Consider the following 17146-nt stretch of genomic DNA (forward strand, 5'->3'; position numbering starts at 1 on the left):
GTGGGAGAGTAAGTCACCGCCGGAATCAACGTAGGATGGGTTGAGGCCCCACCAGGACCACTCACACCGAGTGGACCAGGTGGGGCCTCCCCACATTTAACAAGCATTCCCCCACCAGCCGCCACTGCGCAGACGCCTCGGGGCCGACAACGGATCGCCGCGATCCCAGGATCCGTGCCCGGACACCGCGGCTCGCCCCAGACTCTCACGCCGCGACCGGCCTCTGGCCGCTACCGCCCCTCGGCATCGGCCCCGAACCGGTTGGTGGCTGGGCCGCCGCCCACGTGCCGCGCACCGTGCCGCGCTCCTCAGGTCCATGGCGTTGCACCGTGCGCCGTGGCTTCACGTGCCGCTGGCGGTCCATGCCGGGCTCCTGCTCCTGACAGTCGTTGCATGTTCCGAGAGCCCGCGTGTCCACCAGAGTGAGCCGACCCGGTGCTTCTCACGGCTTCCCTTGCTGCTCGCCTCTTCGCTCCACCGGCGGTGGGGACGTCTGAAGTTCTGGTCCTCCCGCCTGTGAGACACGCCACCTGGTAGGTTTCGAGCACCATCCCACGTGGTGGGTCACCGTGAGCGAGAGGACTGTTGATCCGATGACGGCACGAGAACGCGAGAACAGCAGAGCCCCCCTGTGGCAGCCTTCGCCGGAGGCGGTTCGTGATTCACGGATGGCGGGCTTTGCCCGGTGGGTCGAGGAATCCCGCGGTCTCAGCCTTCCGGGGTTCACGTCCCTGCACGAGTGGTCCGTCAGCGACCTGGGCGGGTTCTGGCAAGCGGTGTGGGAGCACTTCGACATTGTGGCGTCGTCACCGGGGGAGTGTGCCCTCAGGTCCGATGCCATGTCCGGGGCCGAGTGGTTTCCCGGGGCCCGGTTGAACTATGCCGAGAACAGCCTGCGGTGGGCAAGGGTCTCGCCACATGACGTCGCGGTCATCGGAGAGCACGAGACGCGTCCTCCGGTCGAGTGGACCTGGGCCGATCTGGAAGCCCGAGTTGCCTCGCTCGCGAGCCGCCTGCGGGACCTCGGAGTGGAGCGAGGCGATCGCGTAGCTGGGGTGCTCCCGAACATCCCGGAGACCGTGGTGGCCCTGCTCGCCACGGCGTCCGTGGGTGCCGTGTGGTCGGTGGTGAACACCGATTTCGGGCCGGCGGGGGTGGCAGACCGGTTTGCCCAGATCGAGCCCAAGGTGCTGTTCGTGGTGGACGGCTACGAGTTCGGGGGCACCGTGCGGGACATGACGGGGTCCTACGAGTCGCTGCTGGGTGTCTTGCCCTCGGTAGAGCAATTGATTGTGGTTGACCAGATGGGGGATGGGGATGTGGGACCGCTGCCTGACAGCGCCCTGCGCCTGTCGAACATCCTGGGAGAGCCTGCGGAACCGTGCTACGAGCAGGTTCCTTTCGAGCACCCCCTGTGGATCCTCTACTCCTCGGGGACCACGGGTAAACCAAAAGGGATTGTCCACTCCCACGGGGGAGTGGTGCTGGAGTTCTGCAAGGCACTCGGTCTGCACGCGGGTCTCGGGCCGGATGACGTGGCCTACTACGCCGTGGCCACCACGTGGATGGTGTGGAACATGCTGGTGGGAATCCTCCTGACCGGAGCCCGCATCATCACCTACGACGGGTCACCCACGTTCGGGGGCCCCGAGAAGTCGCTGGAGCTCGCCGCACGGAACCGGGCCACGTTCTTCGGCACCGGCGCAGGGGTGCTGTCCATGGTGCAGAGGGCGGGTGTGGTGCCGAACGTTCGACTGGACTTCTCCGCGCTGCGCTCCATCCTGGTGACGGGATCCCCGTTGCCGGAGGCCACGTGGGACTGGGTGTACGAGTCGGTCTCCTCCACCGTGCGGCTGGGTTCGGACTCCGGGGGAACGGACGTCACCAGCGCGTTCATCGGGACCAACCCGTACCAGCCGGTGTACCGGGGCGAGATCATGGGGCCGTACCTCGGTGTGGCCGCCGAGTCCTGGAACTCCCGCGGTGAGCGTGTGTGGGACGAGGTGGGGGAGCTGGTGATCACCACGCCCATGCCGAGCATGCCCGTGGGGTTCTGGAACGACCCGGACGGCTCGCGTTACCGCGAGGCCTACTTCGACATGTTCCCCGGGGTCTGGCGTCAGGGGGACTGGGTGACCCAGCTGTCCGAGGGGCCGTTCATCGTGCACGGCCGCTCGGACTCCACGATCAACCGCGGAGGCATCCGGATGGGCTCCGCTGATCTCACCCACGTGGTGGACCGCGTGGCGGGCGTTGCGACGTCCATGGTGATCGGTGCCGAACTGGTCGGCGGGGACTACTACATGCCGCTGTTCGTGGTTCCTGAACCGGGCACCCGGCTTACGGAGGATCTGGAGCAGCGCATCGTGGCCGCCATCCGCGAGCAGGTCTCGCCGCGGTACGTGCCGGACGAGATCATCGAGGCGCCGGCGGTGCCGCGCACACGCACGGGCAAGCTGCTGGAGATCCCGGTGAAGAAGCTGTTCCAGGGCGCGGATCCGAGCAGCCTGAACCGGGCCACGGTGGAAGATCCGGCCGTCCTCGACTGGTATGCCGAGACGGCGCGTCGGCACACCTCGCAACGGCCGGGGTCCTGAGGTTCGGCGCGGGCCCAGCTCTGGCCGTCAGTCCCGGATGTGGTGCCGGTTCGCGGCGTACAGCGCCCGCACGGCGGCTTCGATCCGCTCGTTGAAGCCGATGGCGTTCTCGTTGCTCCGCGCGCGCAGCGGTGCGCCCACGGCCACGACCACGGGCGGACGACCGCGGCGCGGCCAGTTGGCCCCCCGGGGCATGGCCTCGTGCGCGCCGATGAGGGCCACGGGCACCACGGGCACCTGGGTGGACAGGGCAAGCGACGCCGCTCCGATCTGGAACGGTGCCATCTTGCCGGTCTTCGAGCGGGTGCCCTCGGGGAAGATCAGCAGGGGGATGCCCGCCGCGAGCAGCTTCTTGGACAGACCTCGATTGGCACCCTCGCCGCGCCGGTCCACGGGAAACGCGTTGAACACGAGCTGGGTGAAGAACTTCTTGTGCCACGCCGTGAAAAAGTAGTCGGCGGCCACGCCCGTGGCCAGGTCGCGGGAGATGTAGTGCGGCACTCCACTCATGACCAGCGGGGCGTCCAGGTGGCTCGAGTGGTTGGCGACCACCACGCACGTGCCCTTGACCCCGTACGCCGCCGGGTCCACCAGGTTGGTGCGGGTGATCGTGCGGTTCACCATGCCGCGGAAGAAGACGGTCTGCGCGACTCTGCGCGCGAGACGCCGCACCGGGTGGGTGTAGTGGGCCGCGGTCAGTTCAGCGGACTCCGCAGGGGGAGCCGGGGGAGGGGGCTCCGGCTGTCCGGCGGAGCCCTCGAGGGAGTCCAGCACCCGGGGGCGGGGCTGCGGTTCCCTGGCCTTTCGGGGGCGTGCCGGCTTGGCGGAGTCGTTCTCGGCAGGTTCCTGGGAACGCGACACGGGATCAGGCCTGGATCTCGCGGCGTCGGATTCCCGAGATCTGACGGGAGACCCAGCGGACAGCGGGACGGGGAAGGTGGCGCATGGTGGTGGCCATGACCTTGTAGCGCAGCGTGGGGATGGAGATGACCTTGCCCCGCGCGATGTCCGCGAGGGCCTCCTCCGCCAGGCGGTCCGCGTCCAGCCACATGAAGTCGGGGATCGAGGAGCCGGCGATGCCCGCGCGGCTGTGGAACTCGGTGCGGACCCATCCCGGCAGCAGGGCAGTGACCTGGACTCCCGTGCCGTGCAGCTCCACGGCCAGGGACTCGGTCATGTTCGTGGCGTAGGCCTTGATTGCGGAGTACTCGCCCATGGTGACGTATCCGGAGACGCTCGACACGTTGACGACCCACCCCGTTCCACGGGCGGTCATCGCGCGGGCCGCCGCGCCGGAGAGGCGCGCCACTGCGGCGCACATGACGTCGAACCCCATCTCGTGCCGGCTGAAGTCCTCGTCCGCGTAGGGAGTCTTGACGGAGAAGCCCGCGTTGTTGACCACCATGTCGACCGGGCGGTCGGGGTCCTCGACGCGCCGCGCGACCCTGGCGAGGTCCTCCGCGACGGCCAGATCGGCCCCCACGGTCTCGACGTGGATGCCGTGCTCGTCAGTGAGGTCGTTCGCCGTGCGGGCGAGGCGGTCCTCGTCCCGTGCGACCAGGATCAGGTTGAAGCCCCTGCGGGCGAGGGAGCGTGCGAACGCGGCACCGATGCCTGACGTCCCACCGGTCACGAGAGCGGTAAGCATGCCCCCAAGATACACTACGGTAGGCGTAGCGTTGAGTGGACCTGCGGGCTGACCTGCGGGGAGCTGCGCGGAGGGGGTCCGCAGTCTGCTGCCCCGGGCCGGGCGGGCCACGCCCTGGACCGGGCGGGCCACGGATGCCCACGAGGTGGCGGCGTCGCCTCCGGCGGGGGTGCGTGGTCGGCCACGTGGTGCGGCGGCGCGCCCGGTGGGCCGGTGCCCGCCGCGCGGGTGGGGTGCGGTGGTCCTGGTGGCCTGCCGTGGCGGACGACGCCGCCCGCTCCCGTCTGCGGCGGAGCGGGCGCTCCCCGAGCCTGCACCGCGTCCCGCCCACGGACCGAGGGCGGGACGCCCACCGCCCGTGAATCACCCGTCCACTGCCTGTGAACCATCCGCACCGACACCCGGAGGAGCCCCGTGACCGACAGCGCCAGTGCTCCAGCATCGCGCCCGTCGCCCCCCGAGCCGGACCCGCAGGCCGTCGCGAGTGAGTCCGTGGACCCCCGCACGGCCCGGACCGACCGCAGGATTGTGACCGGGGCACTGCGCCTGCTCCGGGAGGGTGGTCCGCAGCGGGTGACGATCGAGGCGGTCTCGGCACTCACAGGCGTGGCCAAGACCTCGATCTACCGGCGCTACGACAACAGTCCTCAGCTGCTCGAGGCGGCCCTCAGGCACACGGCCGCGGCGGCGGGCTCCCTGCCGGAGGGCGCCACGTGGGAGCAGGCACTCACGGAGGCGGTGGAGCTGCTGCTGCGGGACATGGGCCTGGGTGTGGCGATCACGCTGCTGCAGGAGCCCGGGTCAGCGACGGCCCAGGTGCTGCGCTCCTCGGTGGTCCGCCCTCGGATGGATGCGCTGCGTTCCCTGCTGCAGCGGGACCGGGACCGCGGGCTGATCCGGGCCTCCGTGGACCTGGACATGGTGGTGGACTTCATCCTGGGTGCGGCGTACGCCCACGTGGCGCGGTACGGATCACTGGACGAGCAGTGGACAGAGCGCGTGCACCGGGCCGTGACCGACCTGATCTGCGTCCCCCCGGACGAGGACTAGAAGACGTCCCGTTCGTCCGGGCGCTGCGCCAGGTAGGACTTCACGTAGTCCTGCGCCGCGGCCGCGGTGGCCACGTCCTCGCCCGCCTTCTCCGACATGAACCAGCGGTGCTCCAGGACCTCGTGGATGATCTGCGCAGGTTCGCGCTTGCGGTGCAGCTCGGCGGGGACAGCGGACATGATGGGCGCGAAGATCTCGCGCATCCACAGCTGCGCCGTGAGGTCCTCGGGAAGACCCGGGTACAGGGCGTGACCGAACTGGTCGATGTCCGTGAGGATCCGCCGGGCCTGGTTCTCCTGGGTGTTCAGTCCCGTGAGGTGCAGGAGCCTGCGGCTGTGGTGCCCGGGCTCCACCACCCTCGGACGCAGGTGCACGCGGCCGGCCTCGTCGGAGTCCAGGGAGGCCTCCTCCACGTCGAATCCGAGGTCGTTGAGCCGCTCCACCCTGGCCTGGACGCGCCAGCGCTCCGCCACGGAGAACACCTCGGTCGCAGTCAGCTCCTCCCACAGGCCGTTGTAGGTCTCCACGAGCCGGTCCGAGACGACGAACGGGTCCACGGACCCGGGGTCCACCCCCTCCTCCGAGAGCCGCTGCTGCATGTGCTCACCGGCCAGCAGGTCCATGATCTCCCCGGCCACGTTGGTGCGGGCGAGGTCGATGTCGTACTCCCGCTGCCCGCGCGTGAGCCGGGGATGCAGCTCACCGGTCTCCGCGTCCACGAGGTAGGCGGCGAACTCCCCGGCGTCCCGGCGGAACAGCGTGTTGGACAGCGAGACGTCCCCCCAGTAGAAGCCGGACAGGTGCAGCTGCACGATCAGCAGGGCCAGCGCGTCCACGAGACGCTCGATGGTCCCGGGGGAGGGAACCTGCTCGAAGATCGCGCGGTAGGGCAGCGAGAAGCTCAGGTGGTCGGTCACGAGGGCCGCCGGCAGCGGCTCACCGTCCGGTGCGCACCGGTCCGTGACGACCGAGTCCGGGACCACCGAGGGGGTTCCCATGCGCTGCAGCCTCCGCAGCAGTCCGTACTCCCGCCGGGCGTAGTGCGCGGTGGTCTCCTTCACCGCCACCACGCGCTCACCCACGCGGGCGAAGCGCACCACGTGACGGGACAGCCCGCGCGGGTACGCGGCGAGCACCTCGGGCGGCCAGTTCTCGAGCGGCACGTCCCACGGCAGCTCGAGCAGCCCGGGATCGGGGAATGCCGTGCTGATGGACACGCCGCGCGGCGGGTGCGCCGGGGCCGAGGTTCCCGGCTGCTGGGTGTCGGCCATGTCAGCCGGCGTGGCCCAGGGCCCGAGCACGACGCCGCACGAGGCCCGCGAGTGCCTCGGCGAGGGTCGCGGGATCCGCCACGCGCCACGGCGCCACGGAGTCCTTGGCGCCCACCTTGATGCCCACGTCGCGAGGGCCCAGGACGGCCAGGGCGTCCTCGTCCGTGTCGTCGTCCCCGGCGAAGACCGTGACGTCCGGGCGCACCGCGGCGCGGATGGCGTCGAGGCCGTCGCCCTTGGTGGCGCTGAGCACCGAGCACTCGACCACCTGCTGCCCCGGGGTCACGCGCAGCCCCGGCACCGCGGCATAGGCGTTCCTCATGTCGGCCAGGGCGCGCTGCGCCACCTCCGGATCGGCGATGGGGCGGGTGTGGAACGCGACGCCCGCGGGCTTGTGCTCGGCCCGCGAGCCCGGGTAGCGCGCCACGATCGCCTCGGTGTCCGCCACGGCACGCGCCAGGAGCTCACGCTGCTGCGGGTCCAGGACGATCTCGGTGCCGCCGTCCGCGCCGGGGGCCGCACCGAGATCCACCTCGGCACCGTGCGATCCCGAGAGCACCATGGCGCGGTCAGGATCCACCACGGTGCGCAGGAAGTCGAGAGGACGCCCCGAGATCACGGCCACCGTGGTGCGGGGCAGCCGTGCCAGGGCATCCAGGGCGTCCCGGGCCGCGGGCAGGGGACGCGAGTCCTCGGGGCGTTCGGTGAACGGAGCCAGGGTGCCGTCGAAGTCCAGTGCCACGAGCAGGCTCTCGGCCTCCGCCGCGGCGTCGAGCGCGTCCTCGACCCCGTCACCCACGGTCGGCTCCGCTCGGGGCGTCACCCGGCCGTGCGGCGTCGTGCTCCGGTCCGCCCGCGCCGCCGGCGTGGGATGCGAGGTCGTCCAGGAAGCGCTGGGACCAGTCCACGACGTCGTGCGTGAGGACCTGGCGGCGCATGGACGCCATCCGCTTGCGGGCCTCGGTCGCGGGCATGTCCCGCGCGTGCAGGATGGCCTCCTTGAGACCGTCGATGTCGTGCGGGTTGACCAGGATGGCCTGCTTCAGCTGCTCGGCCGCACCCGTGAACTCGGACAGCACGAGCGCGCCGGAGCGGTCCCGGCGGGCGGCCACGTACTCCTTGGCCACGAGGTTCATCCCGTCCCGCAGCGCGGTCACGAGCATGACGTCCGCCGCGAGGTACAGCGCCACCATCTCCTCGAACGGGTACCCGTGGTGCAGGTAGCGGATGGCGGTGTGCGAGATGGTGTCGTGCTGGCCGTTGATCCGGCCCACCATGCCCTCCACGAGCTCGCGCAACTGGCGGTAGGAGTCCACGCGCTCGCGGGACGGGCTGGCCACCTGGATCAGCACGGAGTCCTCCACCGTGATCTCGCCGTCGTGCAGCAGCTCCCCGTAGGCCTTGATGCGGTGCCGGATGCCCTTGGTGTAGTCCAGCCGGTCCACTCCCAGGAAGATGGTCTCGGGGTTGCCGAGCTCCTCGCGGATCTCCCGCGCCCGCGCCTGGACCTGGGGATCGTCGGCGAGCTCCTGGATGGAGTCCACGTCGATCGAGATGGGGTAGGACTCGGCGTGCACGGTCCAGGTGGTCCCCTGGCCGTCCGCGGTGTCCTCCGACATCACCGCGGTGCCCTTGGTGAACTGCGCACCCAGGTACTTGCGCGCGCACCGCTGGAAGTTCTGGGCGTCCCCGGGACGCTGGAAGCCGATGAGGTCCGCGCCCGTGAGCCCGTCCAGCACGGCCCGGCGCCACGGCAGCTGGGAGAAGATCTCGGTGGGAGGGAACGGGATGTGGTTGAAGAACCCGATGGTCACGTCCGGGCGCAACCGGCGCAGCATGCGCGGCACGAGCTGCAGCTGGTAGTCCTGCACCCACACGGTGGCGCCCTGCGCGGCCGTCTCGGCGGCCGTGCGCGCGAAGCGCTCGTTGACGCGTCGGTAGGCGTACCACCACGTGCGGTGGAACTCCGGGGGTGCAATCACATCGTGGTACAGCGGCCACAGCGTGGCGTTGGAGAAGCCTTCGTAGTAGCGGGTGACCTCCAGCTCGCTGAGCGTCACCGGAACCAGGTGGAAGACGTCGTGGTCGAACGGCTCCAGGGTCTCGTCCGGGGCGCCGTGCCAGCCGATCCACGCGCCGTCGCGCTGCGCCATGACCGGGGCGAGCGCGCTGACCAGGCCGCCGGGGGAGCGCCGCCAGGTGCTGCTGCCGTCCTCGGCCACGTCCCGGTCCACGGGGAGCCGGTTGGAGACCACGACGAAGTCGTAGCCGTCCCGGGGGACGGCCACCTCTTCCATGGACTGTTCTGCACTCATGCTGGTTCCCTTCCCGCGTACCGGCTGGTTTCCCTCCATCCTAAGTGGGCGTACCACCGCCGGGCAGGGGCGGCGCGTTCCGGGGAGGCCCCTGGGTGCCCGCTGAGTCGTGGGCGACCTCCGGGCCGGGTACCCTGAGGACGAGTTGTCGACACCCCGCCACGCCCCACGGAAGGACACCTGGCCCCCATGGTTTCCAAGAACAACAATGCCGGTTCCTCACCGGCGGACGCCCGAGAGCGGGCCCGGCAGATCGCCGACCGCCAGGCGCGCCGCCACAGCGGTCGACCCCTCGGTCTGATCCTGGGCATCGTGGCCCTGGTGCTGGCCATCGTGCTGATCATCGGGCTGGTGATGTGGCAGAACAGCAAGTCCAAGATCCCCGAGGCCGGCCCCGTGCCCACGAGCGCCAACCAGTACGGCGGCATCACGGTCACCAAGGACGGCATCCCGCAGAACACCTCGGACGTCGAGGAGCGGGACCTCTCCACCCTCCCGCCCGCCCCAGAGGAGCCGGACACCACCAAGACGCCCCCGGGCATCGTGGACGCGGACAAGGCGGCCACCAACGGGGAGCCCGTGCAGCTCGTGGTGTTCCAGGACTACGAGTGCGTGCACTGCGCGGACTTCGAGAAGGAGAACGCGGAGCTCCTCAAGAAGTACGTGGACGCAGGGAAGCTGGACGTGGAGTACCGCAACCTCAACTTCCTGGACAAGGCCACTCCCGACCAGTACTCCTCGCGCGCCGCCAACGCGGCCTACCTGGTGGCCGAGCAGGTCAGTGCGGACCAGTTCCTGGAGTACTCCCAGGAGGTGTTCACCCACCAGGGAACCGGTGGTCTGAGCAACCAGGAGCTCGCGGAGATCGCCGGGAAGCACGGGGCCTCCGTGACCGCCGAGGACATCGACGAGAACACCTACCGCCCCATGGTGGACGTGGCCACCCGCGAGTCCGTGACCAACGGCGTGGCCGGGACCCCCACCATGTTCGTGGACGGCAAGCGCTACGAGGAGGGGGCTTTCGAGGACATGCTCAAGAAGGCCGTCGACGCCAAGAAGTAGGCGCCGCAGCTTCCGTGCCGAACGGGCCCTTTTCCTCCAGGAACGGGGCCCGTTCCCGTGCTCCCGGGAATCATCGGGCGCGGGCTGCGCCCGTCGGAACCGTGCCGGGGCAGGGCAGGGCGGGGCGGCGTCGTGGGTGCGGCCGGGGCCCTGAACGGTGACCGCGCGCCCGCAGGAGGTGCTGGCGATCGGGACGTCGCCCGGTTGCCGAGTGCGGCGGCGTCGTGCGCGCGGCAACCACCCGGCGCGCACCAGGGGGGAACGGCGAAGGGGCACACGGTGTGTTCCGTGTGCCCCTCGTGTGCGCCAGGCGCTGTGGAGCCCCCTGCCGGATTCGAACCGGCGACCCTCTGTTTACAAGACAGATGCTCTGGCCATCTGAGCTAAGGAGGCGCTGCGGCCCCGGTTCGCTGCCGCGAGAACGGGACCGCTCCATGATACTGGACCGCGCCGGGCGGCCCGCGCAGACGACGTCGGCCACGCTCCCCGGGGAGCGTGGCCGACTGTCAGCGAGGCGCGGGGGTCATTCCTCGGAGATCTCCACCGCGGCCTGCTCCCGGCGTCCGAAGGCCCACAGCAGCAGCTCCGAGGGCTCGCCGCGCACGATCTTCACGCGGCGGGCGGACTTCTTGCCGCCGCGCACGGCGCCGAAGCCCGCGGCGAGGAGCACCACGGACTCGGACTCCTTGCGGAGCATGGCCGGACCGCCCAGCTTGAGCATGGCCCACAGGGCCTTCTGCTCGTCGTGGAGCAGCTGACGCGGGTGCCACTGCGGCTGCGCGCGGCGGACGTCCTCGTGGTGCACGAAGAACTCGCCCGTGTTCATGCGCTTGTCCACCGGGGACCAGCGACCGGGGGAGTGCAGCGGGGGACGCTCCACGAGGTCCACGAGGGACTCCCACGGCATGGCGCGGTAGTCCCCGTCCACGGACCTGGTGTGCGAGCCCAGCAGCGGGAGCTTGGGTGCGAACATCCCGGGCACCGCATCCGGGCGCGCATCGCGGATGGCGAGGTGCACGGCGAGGTCGCGGGTGTCCCACCCCTCGCACAGCGTGGGGGCATCAGGGCCGACCCGGCGCAGCAGTGCGGCGAGGTGGCGGCGTTCGACATTGGCGAAGTTTGTCACGGGGACATCCGTTCTGTGGGGTGGACCATCACGACCACGGTAGACGCGCTCGGCCGGGTGCGCCACCGCCCCGGGGCACCCTGGCGCCGAGATCGGGGGTCTGCGCACACCGGCGGAACCGGCACGACGGAGCCACCGGGAAGCCGCCACGAGTGCGTGTGGAGGGGGCGCGGTGCCCCGTCCGGAGATCAGGCGTCCGCGTCGGCACCCACGCCGGGTTCGGGTTCGTTGAACTGGGCCTCGTACAGCTCCGCGTACGCGCCCTGGGCCTCGATGAGCTCCGCGTGGGAGCCCTGCTCCACGATCCGCCCGGAACGCATCACGATGATCGTGTCCGCGTCCCGGATGGTGGACAGCCGGTGGGCGATCACGAAGGACGTGCGCTGCGCCCGCAGAGCCGCCATGGCCTTCTGCACGAGCAGCTCCGTGCGGGTATCCACAGCAGACGTCGCCTCGTCCAGGATCAGCAGGGACGGCTGGGACAGGAAGGCTCGCGCAATCGTGATCAGCTGCTTCTCCCCGGCGGAGACCGAAGACCCCTCCTCACTGATCACGGTGTCGTAGCCGTCCGGCAGGGCTCGCACGAAGCGGTCCACGTACGTGGCCTGCGCCGCCGCGACCACCTCCTCGTCCGTGGCGTCCTGGCGGCCGAAGCGGATGTTCTCCATGATCGTGCCGCTGAACAGCCACGCGTCCTGCAGCACCATGCCCACCTGGGAGCGCAGGTCGTGGCGGGCCAGGTCCCGGATGTCGATGCCGTCCAGGGTGATCCGCCCGCCGTCGATCTCGTAGAAGCGCAGGACCAGGTTCACCAGCGTGGTCTTCCCGGCACCCGTGGGGCCGACGATCGCGACGGTCCGTCCGGGCTCCACGTGCAGGGAGAGGTCCTCGATCATGGGCTTGGCGCCCTGGGCGAGGGCGGCCTTGTCGTAGGAGAAGTCCACGTGCTCGAAGCGCACCTCGCCACGCAGCCGTGCGGGCAGCTGGGCGGTGGGGGTCTCGAGCTCCTGCTCGGGGGCGTCCAGCAGCTCGAAGGTGCGCTCCGCGGACGCGATGCCGGACTGCAGCTGGGTGGCCATGCCTGCCACCTGCGACAGCGGCTGGGTGAACTCGCGCGAGTACTGGATGAACGCGGTGGCGTCCCCCAGGGTCAGCTGCCCGGTGGCCACGCGCAGCCCGCCGAGCACCGCGATGCCCACGTAGGAGAGGTAGGAGATGAACTGCATGACGGGCATGATCGTCCCGGACAGGAACTGGGCGCCGAAGGCGGCGCGGTAGAGCTCCTCGTTGCGCTCGTCGAACTGCGCCTGCATCTCACGCTGACGCCCGTAGGCGTGGACGAGCTCGTGGCCCGAGAAGGACTCCTCGATGTGCCCGTTGAGCTGGCCCGTGGCCTTCCACTGCTCCTTGAACATGCGCTGGGAGCGGGTGCCGATCACGCCGGCTGCCACCGCGGACAGCGGCAGCGCGAGCAGCGCCACCAGGGCGAGCTGCCACGAGACCACGAACATCATGACCACGATGCCCAGCACGGTGAGGACGTCCTGGACCAGCTGCGCGAAGGTCTGCTGCAGCGCGGTCTGGATGTTGTCCACGTCGTTGGTCACCCGCGACATCACGTCCCCGCGCTGGCGGGTGTCGAAGTAGCTCAGCGGCAGGGCGTTGATCTTGCGCTCCACCTCGGCGCGCAGGTCGTACACCACCCGCATCACCACGCGGTTGAGCACGTAGCCCTGCAGCCACATCAGCACGGAGGCCACGGTGTACATGGCGAGGACCGTGAGGATGAGGGTGCCCAGCCTGGTGAAGTCCACGCCCTGGCCGGGGACCAGGGTCATGGCGGAGATCATGTCCGCGGTGGAGTCCTGGCCCTGCGCGCGCAGCCCGGCCTCCACCTGCTCCTGGTCCGCACCGGCGGGCAGGGAGCGGCCGACGACGCCGGCGAAGATCACGTCCATCGCACGTCCCAGCACGCGCGGCGCCCACACGCCCAGGACCACCGAGACCACCACGGCCAGGACCACCACGGTGAGGGCCGCCTTGTGCGGCGTGAGCAGCTTCATGAGCCGCGCGGCCGAGGCCCAGAACTGCTGCGGCTTGCGGGCGGGTTCCTGGGTCTCGCTCACAGTGCGCCTCCGGTGCTCTGGTCTGCCGACAGCTGGGAGGTGACGATCTCCCGGTACGTGGTGCTGCTCGCCACGAGCTCCTCGTGGGTGCCCCGGGCGGTGATGCGGCCCCGTTCGAGGACCAGGATCTCGTCCGCGCCCGTGATGGTGGAGACGCGCTGGGCAACGGTGACCACGGTGGCGTCCCGGGTGACCGGGCGCAGCGCCGCGCGAAGTCGGGCGTCGGTGGCCACGTCCAGTGCGGAGAAGGAGTCGTCGAAGACGTAGACGCTCGGGCGCGCCACGAGGGCACGGGCAATGCTGAGCCGCTGGCGCTGACCGCCCGAGACGTTGGTTCCGCCCTGGGACATGGGGGCGTCGAGACCCTGGGGCATGGCCCGCACGAAGTCCTCCGCCTGCGCCACGCGCAGGGCCTCCCACAGCTCCTCGTCCGTGGCGTCCTCGCGCCCGAAGCGCAGGTTGCTCGCCACGGTGCCCGAGAACAGGAAGGGCCGCTGCGGGACGAGACCCACCCGCCCGGCCAGGTCCTCCGGGGCGTAGTCCGGCAGCGCCAGCCCGTCCAGCAGCACCTCGCCACCCACGGGGTCGATGAGGCGGGGGATCAGGTTGATGAGGGTGCTCTTCCCGGATCCGGTGGCCCCCACGATCGCCACGGTCCGCCCGGGCTCCGCGGTGAAGCAGATGTCGTCCAGCACGGGGGCCTCGGCCCCGGGGTACTGGAAGGTGACGTCCCGGAACTCGAGCCTGCCGCGAGCGCGCGGGGCCGCGGCCGACCGCTGCGGGGGGTGCATGGCGGGGTGGGTGTCCAGCACCTCGGTGATGCGCTCGGCGCTGACCACCGCGCGCGGGACCATCATGAACATGAACGTGGCCATCATGACGGCCATCAGGATCTGGAGCATGTACTGCAGGAACGCCGTGAGGGCGCCCACCTCGATCTGCCCCTGGTCCACGCGCTGGCCGCCGAACCACAGCACGGCCGCGGTGGCCAGGTGCATGACCATGTTGATCACGGGGAACATCAGTACGAACAGTGCGCCGATCTTGAGGGAGATGTCCGTGATGTCCTGGTTGGCGCGGGCGAAGCGCCGCGTCTCGAAGGGTTCCTTCACGAACGCGCGGATCACGCGGATGCCGGTGATCTGCTCGCGCAGCACGCCGTTGATGCCGTCGATGCGCTCCTGCATGGTGCGGAACCACGGCATGAGCCGGGAGACCACGAGCCCCAGCAGCACGCCCATCACGGGGATGGAGACCCACACGAGCCACGACAGCCCGGGGTCCTCCCGCAGGGCCATGATGATCCCGCCCACGCACATGATGGGTGCCATGACCATGAAGTTCAGGGCCATGAGCGTGAGCATCTGGATCTGCTGGACGTCATTGGTGTTGCGGGTGATCAGCGAGGGCGCCCCGAAGCTCCCGACCTCGCGCGCGCTGAACGAGCCGACCCGCAGGAACACGCTGCGGCGCAGGTCCCGACCCACGCCGATCGCGGTGCGAGCGCCGCACCACACGGCGACGACGGCCGAGACCACCTGGACCAGGGCGACCGCCAGCATCACCGCGCCGGTGCTCCAGATGTAGTCGGTGTCCCCCTTGGTCACGCCGTTGTCAATGATCCTGGCGTTGAGACTCGGCAGGGAGAGGGTGGCGATCGTGGAAATCAGCTGGAAGACCAGGACCCCCACCACCCAGGGGAGGTAGGGACGGGCGTGGGTGCGCAGAAGGCGCAGCAGCATGACGGTCGATCCTGACGCAGAGCAGCGCGGCCGGAGCCGATGACGGGCCCAATATACGCGGTCGCCCCGACACGGTTCGGTCGGGGACGACGGGAGAAATGTGGGAAAAAGGGTGGTAAAACCACATAAACAGACATAAGCTCACATCCAACACGCGTGAGACCAGCAGCCCCGTCCGTGAGGTGAGCATGTTCGCTGCAGAACGACACGAGGAGATCGCCCGCACCGTGACCCGCGAGCGCCGGGTGAACGGCGCGGAACTGGCCCGCCGCTTCGAGGTGACCATGGAGACCATCCGACGGGACCTCGCGGTCCTCGAGTCCCAGGGAAGGCTGCGGCGCGTCCACGGGGGAGCCGTGTCCGTGGACCAGTCCACGAGCGGGGAGCAGGGCATGGACTCCCGCCACCGTCTGGCCACCGCGCAGAAGCACAGCATCGCCCTCAAGGCCCTCGAACTGCTGGAGGACGCCGGCGCCGGGGCCGTGGTGCTCGATGCCGGAACCACGGTGGAGGCGCTCGCGGAGCTGATGCTGTCCCGCGACAACCACCTGGAGGGCGGTCAGGAGCAGCTGGTGATCACCCACGCGCTGCACATCGCGGCCAAGCTCGCGGACGCCGAGGGTGTGGGGCTCGAACTCGTGGGCGGACGGATCCGCAAGCTCACGTGGGCGGCCACCGGTTCCCGTGCGGCCCAGCACTACGACCAGCTGCGACCGGACCTCGCGTTCGTGGGCTGCAACGGCGCCCACGCCCGCTTCGGGCTCTCCACCCCGGACCCCATCGAGGCGGTGGTGAAGTCTGCGATCGTGACGGCCGCGCGCCGCGTGGTGGTGCTGTGCGATGCCAGCAAGCAGGACCAGGAGACCCTCACACGATTCTGCTCGCTGGAGCAGATCGACACCTTCATCACCGACAGGGCACCCATGGGGGACCTCGCGCAGGCCCTCGAAGACGCAGACGTGGAAGTGGTCGTCGCATGATCATCACCGTGACCCTCAACCCCTCCGTGGACCGCACGGTGGACCTCTCCGCCCCGCTGGCCCGTGGCCGCGTGCAGCGTGCACACGCCACCCGCCAGGACCCGGGCGGCAAGGGCATCAACATCTCGCGGGCGCTCGCCGCCGGGGGAGCGGCCACGGTGGCCATCGCCCCCGGCGACGACACCGACCCCCTGTTCGCGGGGCTCGACGCCGCCGGGGTGCGCTACGACAACGTGTCCACCGGCGCTTCCATCCGCACGAACATCACCGTGACCGAGCCGGACGGCACAACCACCAAGATCAACGAGCCCGGTCCCGCCCTGGACGAGGGCACCGTGGAGCGGATCGTGGAGCGGATCGTGAGCCGTGCCGCCGGTGCCTCGTGGCTCGTGTTCGCCGGTTCCGTGCCCCCGGGACCCGCCCAGGACGTGTACGCGGTCATCGCGTCCCGGGTGCGCGGGGCGCTCGGGGCCGCGGCGCCGTCGTACGCCCTGGACACCTCCGGGGCCCCGCTGACCGAGGCGCTGGCCCCGGGAGCGACCGTGCTGCCGGACGTCATCAAGCCCAACGGGCACGAGCTCGCCCAGCTGCTCGGCCGCGAGGACGGCGACGCGCTCGAGGCCGACCCCCGGGCCGCGGCCGATGCCGCGCGCATCCTCGTGGAGCGCGGCGTGGGCGCGGTGCTGTGCACGCTGGGCGGGCACGGCGCCGTGCTCGTCACGGCCGACGGCGCGTGGCACGCGGTGCACGAACCGGTCACCGTCCGCTCCACGGTGGGGGCCGGGGACAGTGCGCTGACCGGCTACCTCGTGGCCGCCGAGCGGGGGGACTCCCCGAGCGAGTGCCTGCGCCACGCGGTGGCCCACGGCTCCGCGGCCGCCGCGCTGCCGGGCACCCTGATGCCGAGTTCCGCCCAGACGACCCCCGAGGCCGTGCGCGTGACGGAGCTCGGCCCGTGTGCGGCGTCCCCGCAGGCCTCCAACACCCCGCAGGTCTCCCACACCCCGCGGGGCACGGCCCACGACGCCGCACGGCACCGGGCCGCCGCGACCCAGCCCGCCGTGAAGCAGCCCGCCACGACCCGGCCCGCCGACCCACCGGGGACGGCGTCGGCGCCCGGTCCCGCCGACGACGCCCCGTACGTCCCCGGTCCCGGCCGAGGGCCTGCGGGTCGTCGTCCCTGATCCACCCACTGCGCGCCGCACCGGCCCGTACCCGAGGAGCACCGA

General features: G+C 70.7%; 13 protein-coding genes and 1 tRNA gene. 5 read left to right on the top strand and 9 right to left on the bottom strand.

Annotation, left to right across the window (positions count from 1 at the left end):
* Positions 1–593 precede the first annotated feature (593 nt).
* Positions 594–2597, top strand: a complete 2004-nt coding sequence (locus HMPREF2833_RS00015) for an acetoacetate--CoA ligase (RefSeq protein ID WP_070636111.1) — start codon at positions 594–596, stop codon at positions 2595–2597.
* 27 nt (positions 2598–2624) lie between these two features.
* On the opposite strand, the gene HMPREF2833_RS00020 is transcribed toward HMPREF2833_RS00015, so the two are convergent.
* Both HMPREF2833_RS00020 and HMPREF2833_RS00025 read right to left on the bottom strand, forming a co-directional pair.
* Positions 2625–3458 (bottom strand): lysophospholipid acyltransferase family protein, encoded by an 834-nt coding sequence (locus tag HMPREF2833_RS00020; RefSeq protein WP_083310870.1) that lies wholly within the window; start codon positions 3456–3458, stop codon positions 2625–2627.
* Positions 3459–3462: 4 nt separating this feature from the next.
* Positions 3463–4245, bottom strand: coding sequence for an SDR family NAD(P)-dependent oxidoreductase (locus HMPREF2833_RS00025; RefSeq protein ID WP_070636113.1), 783 nt, complete (start codon positions 4243–4245; stop codon positions 3463–3465).
* Between the two features lie 414 nt (positions 4246–4659).
* Here HMPREF2833_RS00025 and HMPREF2833_RS00030 point away from each other — a divergent pair, with 414 nt between their 5' ends.
* Positions 4660–5295, top strand: coding sequence for a TetR/AcrR family transcriptional regulator (locus HMPREF2833_RS00030; protein WP_070636114.1), 636 nt, complete (start codon positions 4660–4662; stop codon positions 5293–5295).
* Here HMPREF2833_RS00030 and HMPREF2833_RS00035 read toward each other — a convergent pair.
* From HMPREF2833_RS00035 to HMPREF2833_RS00045, 3 genes are read right to left on the bottom strand one after another with little or no spacing between them, the layout of a single operon-like run.
* Positions 5292–6566, bottom strand: coding sequence for a DUF4032 domain-containing protein (locus HMPREF2833_RS00035; RefSeq protein ID WP_070636404.1), 1275 nt, complete (start codon positions 6564–6566; stop codon positions 5292–5294). The two genes, HMPREF2833_RS00030 and HMPREF2833_RS00035, sit on opposite strands and share 4 nt — an antisense overlap.
* A 1-nt stretch (position 6567) precedes the next feature.
* A complete protein-coding gene (otsB, locus tag HMPREF2833_RS00040; RefSeq protein ID WP_070636116.1) occupies positions 6568–7365 on the bottom strand; it encodes a trehalose-phosphatase in 798 nt (265 codons plus the stop codon).
* Positions 7358–8881 carry an alpha,alpha-trehalose-phosphate synthase (UDP-forming) gene (locus HMPREF2833_RS00045; RefSeq protein WP_070636118.1) on the bottom strand — a complete coding sequence of 508 codons (1524 nt, stop codon included), beginning with the start codon at positions 8879–8881 and terminating at the stop codon, positions 7358–7360. The genes otsB and HMPREF2833_RS00045 overlap by 8 nt, the downstream gene beginning before the upstream one ends.
* Positions 8882–9070: 189 nt before the next feature.
* Between HMPREF2833_RS00045 and HMPREF2833_RS00050 the strand changes: the two genes are divergently transcribed.
* Positions 9071–9943, top strand: a complete 873-nt coding sequence (locus HMPREF2833_RS00050; RefSeq protein WP_070636120.1) for a DsbA family protein — start codon at positions 9071–9073, stop codon at positions 9941–9943.
* A gap of 316 nt (positions 9944–10259) precedes the next feature.
* Here the strand turns inward: HMPREF2833_RS00050 and HMPREF2833_RS00055 are convergent.
* The 4 genes from HMPREF2833_RS00055 to HMPREF2833_RS00070 all read right to left on the bottom strand — a co-directional run bounded on the left by HMPREF2833_RS00055 (position 10260) and on the right by HMPREF2833_RS00070 (position 14937).
* A tRNA-Thr gene (locus tag HMPREF2833_RS00055) sits at positions 10260–10336 on the bottom strand.
* Positions 10337–10466: 130 nt separating this feature from the next.
* Positions 10467–11069 (bottom strand): TIGR03085 family metal-binding protein, encoded by a 603-nt coding sequence (locus HMPREF2833_RS00060; protein ID WP_070636122.1) that lies wholly within the window; start codon positions 11067–11069, stop codon positions 10467–10469.
* A gap of 188 nt (positions 11070–11257) precedes the next feature.
* Positions 11258–13195 (bottom strand): ABC transporter ATP-binding protein, encoded by a 1938-nt coding sequence (locus tag HMPREF2833_RS00065; protein WP_070636124.1) that lies wholly within the window; start codon positions 13193–13195, stop codon positions 11258–11260.
* On the bottom strand, positions 13192–14937 hold the full coding sequence (locus HMPREF2833_RS00070; RefSeq protein WP_070636126.1) for an ABC transporter ATP-binding protein: 1746 nt from the start codon (positions 14935–14937) through the stop codon (positions 13192–13194). Before HMPREF2833_RS00070 ends, HMPREF2833_RS00065 begins: the two co-directional genes overlap by 4 nt.
* A gap of 188 nt (positions 14938–15125) precedes the next feature.
* On the opposite strand from HMPREF2833_RS00070, the gene HMPREF2833_RS00075 reads away from it, so the two are divergent.
* Together HMPREF2833_RS00075 and HMPREF2833_RS00080 are read left to right on the top strand one after the other, a co-directional pair.
* A complete protein-coding gene (locus HMPREF2833_RS00075; RefSeq protein ID WP_070636128.1) occupies positions 15126–15917 on the top strand; it encodes a DeoR/GlpR family DNA-binding transcription regulator in 792 nt (263 codons plus the stop codon).
* Positions 15914–17101: a 1-phosphofructokinase family hexose kinase gene (locus HMPREF2833_RS00080; RefSeq protein ID WP_070636130.1), complete on the top strand. Its 1188-nt coding sequence runs from the start codon at positions 15914–15916 to the stop codon at positions 17099–17101. The genes HMPREF2833_RS00075 and HMPREF2833_RS00080 overlap by 4 nt, the downstream gene beginning before the upstream one ends.
* The last annotated feature ends 45 nt before the right edge of the window (positions 17102–17146 follow it).

It is taken from the genome of Kocuria sp. HMSC066H03 (assembly GCF_001812045.1).
GTDB classification, from domain to species: Bacteria; Actinomycetota; Actinomycetes; order Actinomycetales; family Micrococcaceae; genus Kocuria; species Kocuria rhizophila.